We start from the raw sequence: 14,724 nt of genomic DNA on the forward strand, positions 1-14,724 counted from the left end.
CTACGTCCGGAATGCGTGAGTCCTACGTGCGGGACACCCGAGTTCAACGCGCGCGCACTACCGGGCGAGGAGGTCGCGCAGCGCTTTCACGACGTCGGCGGGCGCTTCTTCGGCCATGAAGTGCCCGCACGACACGGTCCGGTGCTCCAGGTCGGGCGCCCAGGCACGCCACCGGGCGGCGGCGTCGAACCCGAGCGCCGCGCCCCAGTCCTGCTGCAGGACGGCGACCGGCATCCGCAGCCGGTTTCCGGTCGACTGGTCGGCCCGGTCGTGCTCGACGTCCGCGGTGGCCGAGGCCCGGTAGTCCGCGACGATCGACGGGACGGCCTCGCGGGACGCCTTCAGGTACGCGGCACGGACGTCGGCCGGGATCGAGGCCGGGTCGTTCGCCCAACGGTCGAGGAAGTGGCCGAAGAACGCGTCCGCCGAGGCCGCGATCATGGCCTCGGGCAGACCGGGCGGCTGGGCCATGAGGTACAGGTGGAAGCCGACCGCGGCCGTGGTGCCGTGCATGACATCCCACATGTCGAGGGTCGGCAGGACGTCCAACGACGCCAGGTGGGTGACCACGTCCGGGTGGTCGAGGCCTGCGCGGAACGCGACCAGCGCGCCCCGGTCGTGACCGGCCAACGCGAACCGGTCGTGCCCGAGAGCACGGGCGAGCGCGACCACGTCGGCGGCCATGGTCCGCTTCGAGTAGGTCTGACCGTCGTCGGCAGGCTTGTCGCTGTCACCGTAACCGCGCAGGTCAGGGCAGATGACGGTGTGGTCGGCGGCCAGGTCGGCGGCGACGTGCCGCCACATCAGGTGGGTCTGCGGGAAGCCGTGGAGCAGGACGATCGGGCGGCCCGAGCCGCCCACGGCGACGTTCAGCGACACACCGTCGGCGACGGGCACGCGCTGCCGGGTGAACAAGGTGATCTTCGGGGTCATTCTCCGCTCCCTGTGTGAGGTCTGCGGACCACTCTGCGGTGTCCCGATCAGCGCCTGATCAGCGACGGATCAGCGGTGCCCGAACGCCTGAACGCCTGAACGCCTGAACGCCCGAACGGCCGGACGGTCGGACGGTCGGACGGTCGGACGGTCGGACGGAGGGGCAAGTCGGAGGGCAGGTCGGATACGTTGTCGGCGATGGTGAATTTCGGCGTGTTGGGACCGCTGGAGGCCGAGGACGGGCGCGGGTCGGTCGACCTCAAGGGCCTGCGGCACCGCGCCGTGCTGGCACGGCTGCTGGTAGCCAGGGGACGGGTCGTGCCGGTCACCCGGCTGATCGACGACCTCTGGGACGCAGCTCCGGACGGGGCGCTCGGCGCCGTGCAGACGTTCGTCGGCGCCCTGCGGAAGGCCCTGGAACCGGACCGTCCACCCCGTACACCCGCCCGACTGCTGGTCACCGTTCCGCCCGGGTACGCGTTGCGGGCGGAGGAGGTGGACGCGTGGCGGTTCGAGGCCGAGGTGGCGGAGTCGGCCCGGTTGCTCGCCGATGGCCGCCCCGGAGAAGCCCACGCGCTGCTGGACGGGGCACTGGCCCTCTGGCGCGGACCCGCCTACGCCGAGTTCGCCGACCACGACTGGGCACGCGGTGAGGCCGCCCGGTTGGACGAAGTGCGGCTGCTGGCCGTGGAACGGCGGGCCGAGGCGGCGTTGGCGCTCGGGAAGGCAGCCGAGACGGTGCCGGACCTGCGCGCCCACGTGGCGGGGCACCCGCTGCGCGAGGACGGTCGACGGCTGCTCGCGCTCGCGCTGTACCGGACGGGCCGGCAGGGCGACGCGTTGGCGACCCTCCGCCAGGCCCGAGAGGTGCTGCGGACTGAACTGGGCGTGGACCCGGGCGAAGCCTTGCGGCAGCTGGAGGCGGACGTCCTCGCCCAAGCACCGCACCTCGCGGTCCAACCCCCACCGCCACCCCTCGAACACCCGTTCGTCGGGCGCACCGAAGAGCTGGCCGCCTTGGAGCGGACGGCGCGCCTGGCCCTGATCTCGGGAACCGCCGGCGCGGGCAAGACCGCGTTGGCCCGGACCCTGACCGAACGCCTGGCCGCCGCCGGCTGGACCACCGCCTGGGGCACGTGCCCGGAACTCCCCGCACCCGCCGCCTGGCCGTGGACGCAGATGAGCGAGACCCTCGCGGAGCCGGATCACGCCGACCCCGTCGCCGCGAGGTTCCACCGGCACCGGGCGATCGCCGCCCACCTGGCCACGATCGCCGCGAACAACCCGGTCCTGCTGGTCTTCGACGACCTGCACTGGGCCGACGAGGAAACCCTCGCCCTGTTCACCGCGCTGGCCGAGGCCGACACCGGACCCGTGCTGATCGTCGGCACGTACCGCTCGACCGACCTCTCCGCCGGGCTCGCCGAAGCCCTGGGCCGGGCCGCCCGCACCGAACCGACCCGGATCCACCTCGGCGGCCTGACCGAACCCCAAGTCCGGGAACTGGTCGACGCCATCACCGACCACGGCATGACGGCGGCCGACGCACGCGCGGTCCACGCCCGCAGCGCCGGCAACCCGTTCTTCGTCCGCGAACTCACCCGCCTCTGGCAGAGCGAGGGCGACGAAGCCCTCCGCACCGTCCCCGCCGGCGTCCGCGACGTGATCCGCCACCGCCTGGCCAAGCTCACCGGCACGGCCCGGACCCACCTGCGCCAAGCGTCGGTGCTGGGCCAGGACGTCGACCTGGACGTCTTGATCCCGCTCATCGGCGACGAGGACGCGGTGCTGGACTCCGTCGAGTCCGGTCTCCTCGCGGGTTTCCTGGTCGAGCACACCGCCGACCGGCTCGGCTTCGCCCACGCACTCGTGCGGGAAACGCTGTACGAGGACGTCCCGCGCGCCCGCCGCGCCAGGTGGCACGCCGCGACCGCCGACGTCATCGAGCAGACCCGACCGGACGACGTGGAGGCCATCGCCCACCACCTCCTGCGAGCCGGGAACCGCGCCACCGCCGCACGCACCGCGCACTACACCCGTGCGGCGGCCGAACGTGCGGAACGCCGATTCGCACCGCACCAAGCCGCGGCGCTGTGGCGGGAGACGCTGGAGCGCTCGGGCCCGGGGGAGGGCCGCCTGGCAGCGCTGATGGGCTTGGTGCGGGCGCTGGCCGTGACCGGTGACCTGGGGCAGGCACGCCGGTACCGCGCGGAGGCCGTCGCCCAGGCAGGCGCAGACCCGGTGTCGGCGGCCCGCACGATCGGCTCGTTCGACGTGCCCGCGATCTGGACGACCAACGACGACGAGGACCTGTCCGCCGACCTCGTCACGGCCGCCGAACGCACGCTCGCCGTCCTGCCACCCGGACACGAAGACGAACGCGTCCGGCTCCTGATCACCATCGCCATGGAACGACGTGCCGACGCCGGGCAGCGCGGACTGGCGGCGGCCCGGGAAGCGGAGGCGGCAGCCCGCGACCTGGACGACCCGTCGTTGCTCGCGTTGGCGCTCAACGGCCGCTTCCTCCAGACCTTCCACCGAGCCGGTCTGGCGCCCGACCGGGCCCGGATCGGCGAAGAACTGCTCTCCCTGGCCCGCCGCCACGACCTGGTGACGTTCGAGGTGCTGGCACACCTGATCCTCATCCAGTCCCATGCCGCACTGGCCGACTTCCCGTCCGCCGACCACCACGCCACCGCCGCCGACCGGGTGGCCGAACGCCACGACCTGCCGCTGGTAGGCGTGTTCACCGCCTGGTACGCCGCACTCCGCCTGGCCGCGACCGGCCGGCAGCCCGAAGCCCGAACCGCGTACCGCGCCGCCGCGACGAGGCTCACCGGCACCGGGATGTCCGGTCTGGAGCAGGGGATCCTGCCACTGGCGTTGTTCGGCGTGGGCGAGGTCCAGGACACCGGCTGGGGTCCTTACGAGCCGTGGGCGCGCCCGCTGATCCTGCTGGCACAGGGGAAGCGGGACGAAGCCCTCACCGCCGACGTCCCGGACTCCCCGCACGACCTGCTGTTCGAAGCCAGGACCTGCCTGCACGCCATGATCGCCGTCGAAGCCGACGACCGACCCACGATGGAACGCCTCTACACCAGGCTGCTCCCGGCCGCCGGCGAACTGGCCGGGGCCGGGAGCGGCCTGCTCACCCTCGGCCCCACCGCCCACCACCTCGGCAACCTGGCCACCGCGCTAGGACGGCACGCCGAAGCCGCAGAGCACCACCGTCAGGCTGAGGCGATCACCGCGGCCACACGAGTCGCACGACGGTCCACGGGGCAGGGTCGATGACGCCCAGTGCGTCACGGGGTCGGGAAGAAGGAGCGCACGAACTTGTCGAAGAGCCGGTCGCCGATCAGCCACCGCATGTGCGGCAGCATCTGCGCCGGCAACCCGATCCGGTACCGGATGCGCGGGTTGCCGCAGGTCACCGCCCGTTCGATCACCTTCGCCACCGTGTCCGCCCGCACGCCCAGCTTCCCCGTTCCCTTGGGGGAGTCGGTTTCCCGGTACGAGCCGTGCCACTTGACGAAGTTCTCCCAGAACTCGTCGTAGACGCCCGTCCGCTCGTGCAGCGGCATGTTCAGCTCCCCGACCGTCGTCGGGATGAAGCCGCCCAGGATCGGCGAGGGTTCGACCACCACCACGCGGATGCCGAACTTGGAGACCTCGTGGCGCAGGGAGTCCCCGAGCGCCTCCAACCCGTGCTTGGTCGCCTGGTAGTAGCCCCGCCCCGAGGTGCCGAACAGGCCGAAGACCGACGACATGATGACAATTCGGCCGGACTCCTGCGCGCGCATTCCGGGCAGTACGAGCTGGGTCAGGCGCGACAATCCGAAGAAATTCGTCTCGAATTGCTGCCGCACCGCTTCGATCGGCGTTTCCTCGATCGTGCCGATAAGCGTGTAGGCCGCGTTGTTGATGAGCACGCCGACCGCGCCGCACTCTTCGGTGATCTGCTCGACGACGGAAATCATCGACTTCTCGTCGGTCATGTCGAGCGGTAGCACCTTGATGCCCTCGTCGGCCAGGTCGCTCAGCGCGTCGCAATTCCGGCCGGTCGCGTACACCGGCCAGCCTGCCCGGTGCAGGCGCAGGGCCGTGGCCCGCCCGGTGCCGGACGAGAGCCCGGTCGCGGACGAGGCGCCCGTGAGCAGTACTGCACGTGAAGCGGTCATCGGTGTTCCCCCCTGTGGTGGAATTCAGCGGAGCAAGGCGCGCAGGGCGCGGCGCAGGTGGTCGGCCTTCACGTCGCCCAACAGGCTCTGCAACATGAAGCCGAGGACGATGGAGAAGAACGTCCGGCCCACGTCCTCGGGGTCCGCGCCGTCCGGGAGTCGGCCCTCCGCGGCCATGCGCGTGGCCAGTTCGACCCACACTTCGCGGAGTTCGGTGAACACCTCTCGCATGATGGCGTTGACCTCGGCGTCGTAGATCGCGACGCCCCAGGCCTGGGGCGCGATGCCGACCGGGTCCCCGTTCCGCACGCTCGTCTCGAAGAAGACGGCGACCCGGTTCACCACCTCGTCGGCGGGCGGGAGCGTGGTCTCCCGGAGGATCTCCCTGAGCACACCGGACGCCGCGGCCTTGTTCATGGCGCCGAGCGCCCGGAGGATGTCGTTCTTGCCGGCGAAGTGGCTGTGCACCACATCGCCCGGTAGGCCGGATTCCGTGACGATGTCCTCCATGGAGGCCACCGGGACGCCCTGCGCGATAAAACAGGTGACGGCCGCCTGGATGATTTTCTGCCGGTCGAGCTGCGTGTCCTCGCTGATTGTTGGCATGGGCTGAAACTAAGGGATTGTGTGTGGAGTCCTCTACTTCCAGCTTGCTCTAACCGTCGTTCGCGTCATTAGGTCCCGTACTCGCGAATGGTCGAACGTTAATGGCAACCGTTCTGTTGCTTCACGATTTCGGCCTGGTCACCGGCGTGGTCGGGAATTGGGGATGCTCGCGACCGGTCGTCAGGCGATCACATTCAGTGCGAGTGTCGTGGCACGACGTGACAACGGGGGGCGAGGGCGAGCGCCGGCACCAGCAGTAGCGGGACGATCAGCAGCGCCCGCAGGACACCCACCTGGTCGCCGAGCAACCCGACCACCGGCGGTCCGGCCAGGAACGCCGTGTAGCCGATGACCGCCACCACGCTCACCCGCGCGGCCGCGCGACCTTCCTCGTCGGCGGCTGCGCTCATCCCCACCGGGAACCCCAGCGACGTGCCGAGACCCCACAGCGCCACCCCGGCCACCGCCACCACCGGCGACCCGCCGAATACCGCCATCACCACACCGCAGATCGCCAGCAGCATGGTCGTGGTCAGCACCGGCACCCGTCCCCAGCGATCGAGCGCGACCGTGCCCGCCAGGCGACCGAACGTCATCGTGGCCACGAACACGCCGAACACGACCGCGCCCGCCGCCGGCCCGAACGAGTAGCCGTCCACGAACGCCACCGCGACCCAGTCGTTCGCGGTGCCCTCGGTGAACGCCAGCACCAGAACCAGCAAGCCGATCAACAACGTCCGGGGCTCGCGCCACGCCGCCGACACACCGCTCTTCCTACCGACCGCGTTGCCGCCGTACCGGAACGAACGCGCCGCTACCAGCGTGCCGCCCAGCACCACCGCCGCGACGCCCACCAAGTGCACCGTCACCGGCAGCCCCGCCCATGCTGCCAACGCGGTCAGCCCGGCGGCGGCCACCGTGCCGAGGCTCCAGGTCGCGTGGAACCGGGGCATCACCGTCCGACCCATGACCCGCTCGACCGCCGCCGCCTCCACGTTCATCGCCACGTTGCAGGTGCCCGACCCGTAGCCGAGGACGAACAACCCGACCGCCGCCGCGACCGCAGAAGGCCGGACGCCGATCCCGACACCGGCGACCACCAGCCCGAGCGAGACCCCCACCGTGGACGCGAACACCGTCCGCCGCGCGCCGAGCCGGTGCGTCACCTCGCCCGCCGTGAGCATCGCCAGCGTGGCGCCGGCCGACATGGCGAGCAGCAACAGCCCGAGCGCGCCCGCGCCGAGCGCCAACGCGTCCCGGGCGGCGGGGACGCGGGCGAACCACGACGCCACGGCCACACCGTTGAGCCCGAACGTCACCGCCACACCGATCGCGGTCACCCGGACGTCGGGACCGGACGTCACCTCGGTCATGCGCGCTCCTCTTCTCGCGGTGCGTCGACCCCACCCGTGCAAGCGCTTCCACCACAAGGGCCGGCAGACTCGGGGCCGTGGTCGGGAAGCAGTCGACGTTGGCGGACGTGGCCCGCGTCGCGGGAGTGTCGTCGGCGACGGCCTCGCGGGTGCTGAGCGGTCGTGGGCCGGCCTCGGACGCGGCACGTCGGCGGGTCGCCTCGGCGGCCACCGAACTGGGCTACGTCCCGCACGCCGCCGCACGGGCCCTGGCCACCCGCAGCGGCACGCGTGTCGCGGTCGTCGTCGGCGGCGAGACCGCGCACGTGCTGAACGACCCGTACGTCGGACGCGTGCTCACCGCGACCGCCGAAGTGGCCGCCGCCCGCGAGGTCGGCGTGTCCCTGCACTGGCTGCCGCTGCACGACCCGGCCTACCTCGGGCGGCTGGTGGAGAACCAGGGCATCGGCGGCGTCGTGCTGATCAACCCCACCGGACCGGCGCTCGACGCCGTGCCCGTTTCCGTTCGCGGCCGGTCGGTTCGCGGCCGGATCGCCGCCATCGGCATCGGCTCGCGCGCCGTCCCGTCCTTCGACGTGGACAACGCCGCCGGCACCGCCAACGTGGTCGAACACCTCCTCGTCGGCGGCCGGCGCGGAATCGCCATGGTCACCGGCCCGCCGTGGCTGCCCTGCACCGAACGTGCCGTCACCGCCTACCGCCGGGCGGTCGACGCGGCAGGTGCGCCACCCCGACTGGTCCGGGGCGACTTCACCGCCGCACGGGGAGAAGCCGCCGCAGCCGAGATCATGGCCCGCTGGCCGGACACCGACGCGGTCTTCGCGCTGGGCGACCTGGCCGCCCTGGGAGCCCTGGCCGCACTCCGCCGCGCGGGCGTGGACGTGCCGGGCGACGTCGCGGTCGCGGGCTTCGACGACATCGAGTTCGCCGCCCTGGGCCGCCTGACCACGACCACCCACCCGGTCGAGGAGATCGCCGCCGGAGCCGCCACGGCCGTGCTGGACCGCCGCAACACCGGTCCGCTCACCCGCTACCCCTCCACGCTGGTCCTCCGCGAAAGCGCGTGACCCGTGCTGCCGGGCGTCCACGAACGGGTGGGCGAACTCCTCGGTGACCGGTTGGGTCGGCCGGTGGCCGTCCGGTCCACGGCTCCCGTGACGGAGGGGTGGTCCGCCCGCCACGGCGGCTACCCGTGGGTGCTGAGGTGCGCGGTCGACGGAGTCGGCTCGGTCGTCGTGAAGACCGGGCGTCCGGACGACCACTTGCGGGCAGGCCACGCGACCAGCCGCGAGTCGGCGGGGCTGGTGTTCCTGGAGGAGGTCGGGTCCGACGCGGGACCGCGTCTGCTGGCGCACGAGGACGGACTGGTGGTGCTGGAGGACCTGGGCAGCGGCGGCGCGCTGGAGGTCGTGCTCGTCGGCGGTGACCCGGGGGCGGCCACCCGCGCGTTCGTCGCGCCGGCCCGTGCGGTCGGGCGGATGCAGGCAGCGACGCGCGGGCGGCAGGAGCAGTTCTACGCGTGCCTCCCGGACGTGGACCCGCTGCGGGACCGGGTGAGCCTGGCGACCGTGCCGCTGGACCGGCGTTGGGCCACCCTGTGCGCCGTGGTCGCGGAGTGCGGTCTGCCCGCGCCGACTGCGTCCGCCGTGGACGACGTCGCCGAGGTGGTCGAGTGGATGGCCGAGCCGGGTGACCTCCTGGTGTTGACCAACGGTGACCTGGCCCCGCAGAACTGCCGCCTCGACGGCGACCTCGCCCGGTTGCTCGATTTCGAGGGTGCTCAATTCCGGCATGCCCTCATCGACGCGGCCCAGTTGCGCCTGCCGTTCCACGGTGCCCCGTGCTGGTCTCTGATCCCTCCCGAGGCCGGTGACCAGGTCGAATCCGCCTACCGCGAGGAAGTGTGCGCGGCCTTGCTCGACGATGTGGCCTACGGCTCGGGCATGGCCGCGGCGACGGCCGCGTGGACGGTGACGAGGCTCGTGCGGCTGCCCGAGCTGACCCGCACCCGCTGGGTTTCTCCCGCCGGGGCAGCTGCTCGACACCCTCGGGACGGCCCTGGACGCCTCGGCCGCGTCCGGCTCCCTGCCTGGTCTACGCGGCTGGTTCCGGCAGACCGCTACCGACTTCAAGACCGGTGGCCGCACCTGCCGCCGACCCAGGACGTGTACCCGGCCTACCGGTGAGCATCCCCCGCGTTTGTATGGTCATTCATAACCGTGCATAATCAGCGCCGTGTCCAAGGTGCTCACTTCCCTGCCCGCCGGCGAGCGCGTCGGCATTGCCTTCTCCGGTGGACTCGACACCTCGGTGGCGGTCGCGTGGATGCGTGAGAAGGGCGCGGTGCCGTGCACGTACACGGCAGACATCGGCCAGTACGACGAACCCGACATCGCCTCCGTCCCCGAGCGCGCCCACGTCTACGGCGCGGAGATCGCCCGGCTGGTCGACTGCCGGGCGGCGCTGGTCGAGGAAGGGCTCGCGGCGCTGGCCTGCGGCGCGTTCCACATCCGGTCGGGCAGCCGTGCATACTTCAACACCACCCCGCTCGGGCGGGCCGTGACCGGCACCATGCTGGTCCGGGCCATGCTCGAAGACGACGTGCAGATCTGGGGCGACGGCTCCACCTACAAGGGCAACGACATCGAGCGGTTCTACCGCTACGGCCTGCTGGCGAACCCCTCCCTGCGGATCTACAAGCCGTGGCTGGACGCCGACTTCGTGAACGAGCTCGGTGGCCGCACCGAGATGTCCGAGTGGCTGGTCGCCCGCGACCTGCCGTACCGGGCCAGCACCGAGAAGGCGTACTCCACCGACGCCAACATCTGGGGCGCGACGCACGAGGCCAAGGCGCTGGAGAGCCTCGACGTGGGCATCGAGCTGGTCGAACCGATCATGGGCGTGCGGTTCTGGGACCCCGAGGTCGAGATCTCCGCCGAGGACGTCTCGATCGGCTTCGAGCAGGGCCGTCCGGTGACGATCAACGGCAAGGAGTTCGGCTCCTCCGTCGACCTGGTGCTGGAGGCGAACGCCATCGGCGGCCGGCACGGCATGGGGATGTCCGACCAGATCGAGAACCGGATCATCGAGGCCAAGAGCCGGGGCGTCTACGAGGCGCCGGGCATGGCGCTGCTGCACGCCGCCTACGAGCGCCTGGTCAACGCCATCCACAACGAGGACACGCTGGCCGCCTACCACAACGACGGGCGCAAGCTGGGCCGGCTGCTGTACGAGGGCCGCTGGCTGGACCCGCAGGCGCTGATGATCCGCGAGTCGCTCCAGCGCTGGGTCGGCACGGCGGTGACCGGCGAGGTGACGCTGCGCCTGCGTCGCGGTGACGACTACTCCGTCATGGACACCACGGGGCCCGCGTTCAGCTACCACCCGGACAAGCTGTCGATGGAGCGGACCGAGGACTCGGCGTTCGGCCCGGTCGACCGCATCGGCCAGCTGACCATGCGCAACCTCGACATCGCCGACTCCCGCGCCAAGCTGGAGCTCTACGCCGGGTTCGGCATGGTCGGCACCCGCCAGTCGGCGCTGATCAGCGCCGCGCAGGTCACCTCGACCGAGCTGATCGGCGCGATGCCCGAGGGCGGCGCCGAGGTCATCGCCTCGCGCGGTGAGGTCGCGGACGACGAACTGCTCGACCACGTCGCCCTGGAGTCCGGCAACGACTGACCCACCGCGAAGGAGCCCGCCGACCTGGTGCGAACGCCAGGTCAGCGGGCTTCTTCAGGCTGGCGCCCGGCGCGGCGGCGATCCACCGCGACGGACGCCATCAGCACGCACCCGACCATCGGCAGCAGCAGGGGAGGCAGCTGCCAGGTCACGATCAGCAGCACGCCGAAGGACATCACCAGCAGCAGCGACCCGCCCAGGTCCGCGACCGCACGACGCGGCGCCTCCCGCACCAGGTCCGCCCACCGCACGCCCGGCGACCAGGCCGCCGCCGCGCGCAGCACGACCACCGCGAGCCCGATCCCCGCCACCACGCACACGACGGCCACGAACCCGCCGCCGGCGACCCGGGACCGCAGGAACACCACGTCGACCGCCAGCACCGCGAACCCGACGAGCACCCCGATCGACACGGGCCAGCTGCCGGGGAGCGCGGCCCGCACCCGTTCGAAGAACGCCCGGACCGCCGTGGTCTCGCCGTCGACGTGCGCCTTGATGTGCGCGCACCCGGCGGCCAGCGCCGGCAGCAGCGTCACCACCGGCAGCGCCACGAGCAGCACCAGCAGCCCCGCGGTCAGGCATTCCCCGAACAAGGCGAACCGCTTCACCCCGTCACCCCTTCAACCCGGACGTCGACACGCCCTCCACCAGGAAGCGCTGGAAGAACAGGAAGAACAGGATCACCGGCACCAGCGCCAGCATCGACATCGCCATCAACGCGCCGAAGTCCGAGCCGCTCGTCTCGTCGATGAACAGCTGCAACGCCAGCGGCAGCGGGTACTTGTCCGGCGTGCTGAGGTAGATCAGCGGCCCGAAGAAGTCGTTCCAGCTCCAGATGAACGTGAAGATCGCCGTGGTGATGAGCGCCGGGCGGCACAGCGGCAGGATGATGTCCCAGAACACCCGCCAGTGGTTCGCGCCGTCGATCTTCGCCGACTCGTCCAGCTCACGCGGCAGGTTCCGGATGAACTGCACGATCAGGAAGATGAAGAACGCCTCCGACGCCAGGAACTTGCCCGCCAGCAGCGGCACGTAGGTGTCGACCAGGTCGAGGTTCTGGAACACGATGTACTGCGGGATGATCAACACGTGGAACGGCAGCAGCAGCGTGCTGATCATGATGCCGAACATCAGCGTCCGCCCGCGGAACCGCAGCCGGCCGAACGCGTAGGCGGCCAAGGCCGACGACGCGACCGTGCCCACGACGGACAGCACCGCCAGCACGGCCGAGTTCCAGAAGAACTGGCCGATGCCGACGCCCATGACGTCGTCGAACAAGCGGTCGTAGTTCGCCGTCGTCACCTCGCTCGGCAGCAGTTGCAGGCTGCCGACGATGTCCTCGGACGGCTTGAACGTCGCCGCCAGGACCCACACGATCGGGTACAGCACCACCGCGAGCAGCAGCAGGACGCCGACGTGCCACGCCACGCTGCGCGCCTTGCCGGTCCCGCCCGCACTCGTCTTGCCGGTCCCGCCGGCCTTGCCGGGAGCAGCCACTCGTTGCGTCATCGCTTGTCCCCCGAGTCCCCGGAGTAGAAGACCCACCCGCGCGCGGTCCGGAACAGGAACACGGTGACCAGGCCGACGCCGAGCAGCAGCATCCACGCCATCGCCGACGCGTAGCCCATGCGGTAGTCGCCGAAGCCACGGTCGAACAGGTAGATCGTGTAGAACAGCGTGCTCCCGGCCGGCTGCCCGTTCGGCCCACCGACGATGTACGCCGACGTGAACACCTGGAACGAGTTGATCGTCTCCAGCAGCAGGTTGAAGAACACCACCGACGAGATCATCGGCAGGGTGATCGACCGGAACCGCCGCCACCGGCCCGCGCCGTCGACCTCGGCCGCCTCGTACAGCTCGCGCGGAACCTGCTTGAGCCCCGCCAGGAAGATCACCATCGGCGCGCCGAGCTGCCACACGGCCAGCAGCACCAGCATCATCACCGAGTAGTCGGGGTTGCCCGCCCAGCCGCCGGTGTCGATACCGACCCCGAGCAGCAGCTTGTCGACCACCGAGTCGTCGCTGAACATCATCTTCCACACGATCGCGACGCTGACGCTGCCGCCGATCAGCGACGGGCCGTAGAACGCCGCCCGGTAGAAGCCCTGCCCGCGCCGCTTGCTGTTGAGCAGCATCGCCACGGCGAGCGCGGCGGCCAGTTTGATCGGCACCGCGAGCGCCACGTACAGCGCCGTCACCTGCACCGACCTGAGCCAGCGCGGATCGGAGAACATCTTCTCGTAGTTCTCCAGACCGATCCACGTCGGGCTGTTGAACAGGTCGTAGTCGGTGAACGACAGGTACAGCGAGGTCACCATCGGCCCGAGGGTCAGCAGGAGGATCCCGATGAGCCAGGGGGAGAGGAACAGGTAGCCCGCCATGCCGTCGCCGGGCAGACGGGCCCGCTTGCGCGGACCCGTCGACCCCGTCGTGCGGACCTCCGCGTCGAGTTCCGCCGTCATCGTCGCCTTGCTCACGACCCGAGGGTTTCCTCAGCCTCGGTGAAGAACTGGTTGACGGCTTCATCCACCGGGATGCGGCCGTACTGGAGTTCTTCGGCGATCCGGATGAACGCCTGTTCAAGCGTGCCGGCGCCCTTCGGCGGCGCGGGCGGCGTCTTGCCGAACTTGTCCTTCAGGCCTTCCTCGTACGCCGCCACCGCGGCGAGCGGGCCTTCGAGCTGCGCCGCGGCGCGCTGGGCGTTCGTCGGCGGCAGGCCCCGGTTCGCACCGAAGATCTTGCCGACCTCCGGGTCGTTCACCATGAACGAGACCAGCTTGGCCGCCGCCGCCGGGTGCTCGGTCTTCTGCGACACGCTGAGCAGCATGGACGGCTTCAGGTACTGGCCCTGCTCGTCCGGGTGGTCGCTCGGCACCGGACCGAGCTTCAAGTCCGCCTTGGCGCCCTTGTCGTACCGGGCCATGAAGTTGTCCCAGGAGAGGTCGCCGGCGACCAGGTCCATCTCGAGCGGGTGCCCGGGCTTGATCTGCACGCCCTTCTCGACCGGCAGCGCCGACTTCGCGTCGACCAGCTGCTTGCCCTCGGTGAAGAACTTGGCCAGCCGGGCCTTGTCGAAGCCGAGCTTGCCGTCCTCCGTGTAGAGCAGGCCGCCTTCCTGGCGCAGCTGGAGCTCCAGGTTGTAGTAGCTGCCGACGTAGTTGCCGCCGCCGTGCACGCCGGTCTTCTCCGCGATCGTGGCCATGGCCTTGCGGTAGTCGTCCCAGGTCCACCCTTCCTCGGGCTCCGCCACACCCGCCTGCGCGAACAGCGCCGGGTTGTAGATGTAGCCCCAGGTGTTGCCGCCGACCGGCACGCCGTACAGCTTGCCGTCGATCTCGCCCGCGCCCTTGAGGCCCGGCAGCAGGTCCCCGAGGTCGAGGTTCTTGCCTTCCTGCTTCTTCAGGTCGTACAGGGCCTTGCGGTCCGAGTACTCCCGGATGTAGGCGAAGTCCATCTGGAGCACGTCCGGCGCGTTGCCGCCGGCGGTCTCGGTGGCCATCTTCTGCCAGTACGCCTCGAACTCCTGGAAGCTCGGCGTGACCTTGATTTCCGGGTTCTTCTGCTGGAACAGGTCGATCGCCTTCTGCATCAGCTCCGCGCGCTCGGCGTTCCCCCACCACGAGAACCGCAGGGTGGCGGGACCGGCCTGCGTCTCGTCACCGCTGCCACTACCGCCATCTCCGCACGCCGCGGCAGTGGTGACGGCCAGCGCCGCGACCAGGGTGGCCGCCACGCGCTTGAAACGTTTCAGTGAACCCATTCGTGATTCCTCCGGTTATGACCGCTGGGGAACGTGCCGCCCGATGCGAAGGGGAAAGCGCTTTCCGGGAGGCTACGAGCACATTGCGCCAACGTCAATGCCCACTTTGGCAGCCGGATGGGGGCTGAACGGGGGTTCGGGCGTGCCGTCCGCGGTCCGCCGCCGCCGGACCACCGCTGTTCGCGGTGGT

General features: G+C 70.9%; 12 protein-coding genes. 4 read left to right on the plus strand and 8 right to left on the minus strand.

Translation table 11 applies throughout. From position 1 onward, the window contains the following. Positions 1-57: 57 nt before the first annotated feature. Positions 58-933 (minus strand): alpha/beta fold hydrolase, encoded by an 876-nt coding sequence (locus ACRAKI_RS13420; protein WP_447007398.1) that lies wholly within the window; start codon positions 931-933, stop codon positions 58-60. Positions 934-1,131: 198 nt separating this feature from the next. Between ACRAKI_RS13420 and ACRAKI_RS13425 the strand changes: the two genes are divergently transcribed. Continuing rightward, on the plus strand, positions 1,132-4,227 hold the full coding sequence (locus ACRAKI_RS13425; protein WP_447007399.1) for a BTAD domain-containing putative transcriptional regulator: 3,096 nt from the start codon (positions 1,132-1,134) through the stop codon (positions 4,225-4,227). An 11-nt stretch (positions 4,228-4,238) separates the two neighbouring features. Here ACRAKI_RS13425 and ACRAKI_RS13430 read toward each other — a convergent pair whose 3' ends face one another. The 3 genes from ACRAKI_RS13430 to ACRAKI_RS13440 form a co-directional block, all read right to left on the minus strand. Further along, complete coding sequence (locus ACRAKI_RS13430) at positions 4,239-5,114, minus strand: SDR family NAD(P)-dependent oxidoreductase (RefSeq protein ID WP_447007400.1); 876 nt, start codon at positions 5,112-5,114, stop codon at positions 4,239-4,241. Positions 5,115-5,138: 24 nt separating this feature from the next. Continuing rightward, positions 5,139-5,720 (minus strand): TetR/AcrR family transcriptional regulator, encoded by a 582-nt coding sequence (locus ACRAKI_RS13435; protein ID WP_447007401.1) that lies wholly within the window; start codon positions 5,718-5,720, stop codon positions 5,139-5,141. Between the two features lie 194 nt (positions 5,721-5,914). Further along, the gene (locus ACRAKI_RS13440; RefSeq protein WP_447007402.1) at positions 5,915-7,093 is read right to left on the minus strand and encodes an MFS transporter; all 1,179 of its coding nucleotides are present in this window, start codon (positions 7,091-7,093) and stop codon (positions 5,915-5,917) included. Positions 7,094-7,170: 77 nt separating this feature from the next. On the opposite strand from ACRAKI_RS13440, the gene ACRAKI_RS13445 reads away from it, so the two are divergent. From ACRAKI_RS13445 to argG, 3 genes are read left to right on the plus strand one after another with little or no spacing between them, the layout of a single operon-like run. Further along, a complete protein-coding gene (locus ACRAKI_RS13445; RefSeq protein WP_447007403.1) occupies positions 7,171-8,160 on the plus strand; it encodes a LacI family DNA-binding transcriptional regulator in 990 nt (329 codons plus the stop codon). Between the two features lie 3 nt (positions 8,161-8,163). After that, positions 8,164-9,279 (plus strand): hypothetical protein, encoded by a 1,116-nt coding sequence (locus ACRAKI_RS13450; protein ID WP_447007404.1) that lies wholly within the window; start codon positions 8,164-8,166, stop codon positions 9,277-9,279. 49 nt (positions 9,280-9,328) lie between these two features. Beyond that, on the plus strand, positions 9,329-10,774 hold the full coding sequence (gene argG / locus ACRAKI_RS13455) for an argininosuccinate synthase (protein ID WP_447007405.1): 1,446 nt from the start codon (positions 9,329-9,331) through the stop codon (positions 10,772-10,774). Positions 10,775-10,815: 41 nt separating this feature from the next. Here the strand turns inward: argG and ACRAKI_RS13460 are convergent, their stop codons facing one another. Genes ACRAKI_RS13460 through ACRAKI_RS13475 form a run of 4 tightly spaced genes read right to left on the minus strand, consistent with a single transcriptional unit; the run spans position 10,816 to position 14,534 of the window. Beyond that, a complete protein-coding gene (locus ACRAKI_RS13460; protein WP_447007406.1) occupies positions 10,816-11,382 on the minus strand; it encodes a hypothetical protein in 567 nt (188 codons plus the stop codon). Positions 11,383-11,386: 4 nt separating this feature from the next. Further along, the gene (locus ACRAKI_RS13465; protein ID WP_447007407.1) at positions 11,387-12,283 is read right to left on the minus strand and encodes a carbohydrate ABC transporter permease; all 897 of its coding nucleotides are present in this window, start codon (positions 12,281-12,283) and stop codon (positions 11,387-11,389) included. Beyond that, positions 12,280-13,251 (minus strand): carbohydrate ABC transporter permease, encoded by a 972-nt coding sequence (locus tag ACRAKI_RS13470; protein WP_447007408.1) that lies wholly within the window; start codon positions 13,249-13,251, stop codon positions 12,280-12,282. Before ACRAKI_RS13470 ends, ACRAKI_RS13465 begins: the two co-directional genes overlap by 4 nt. Then, positions 13,248-14,534 (minus strand): ABC transporter substrate-binding protein, encoded by a 1,287-nt coding sequence (locus tag ACRAKI_RS13475; RefSeq protein ID WP_447007409.1) that lies wholly within the window; start codon positions 14,532-14,534, stop codon positions 13,248-13,250. Before ACRAKI_RS13475 ends, ACRAKI_RS13470 begins: the two co-directional genes overlap by 4 nt. Between the last annotated feature and the right edge of the window lie 190 nt (positions 14,535-14,724).

It is taken from the genome of Saccharothrix isguenensis (assembly GCF_052936305.1).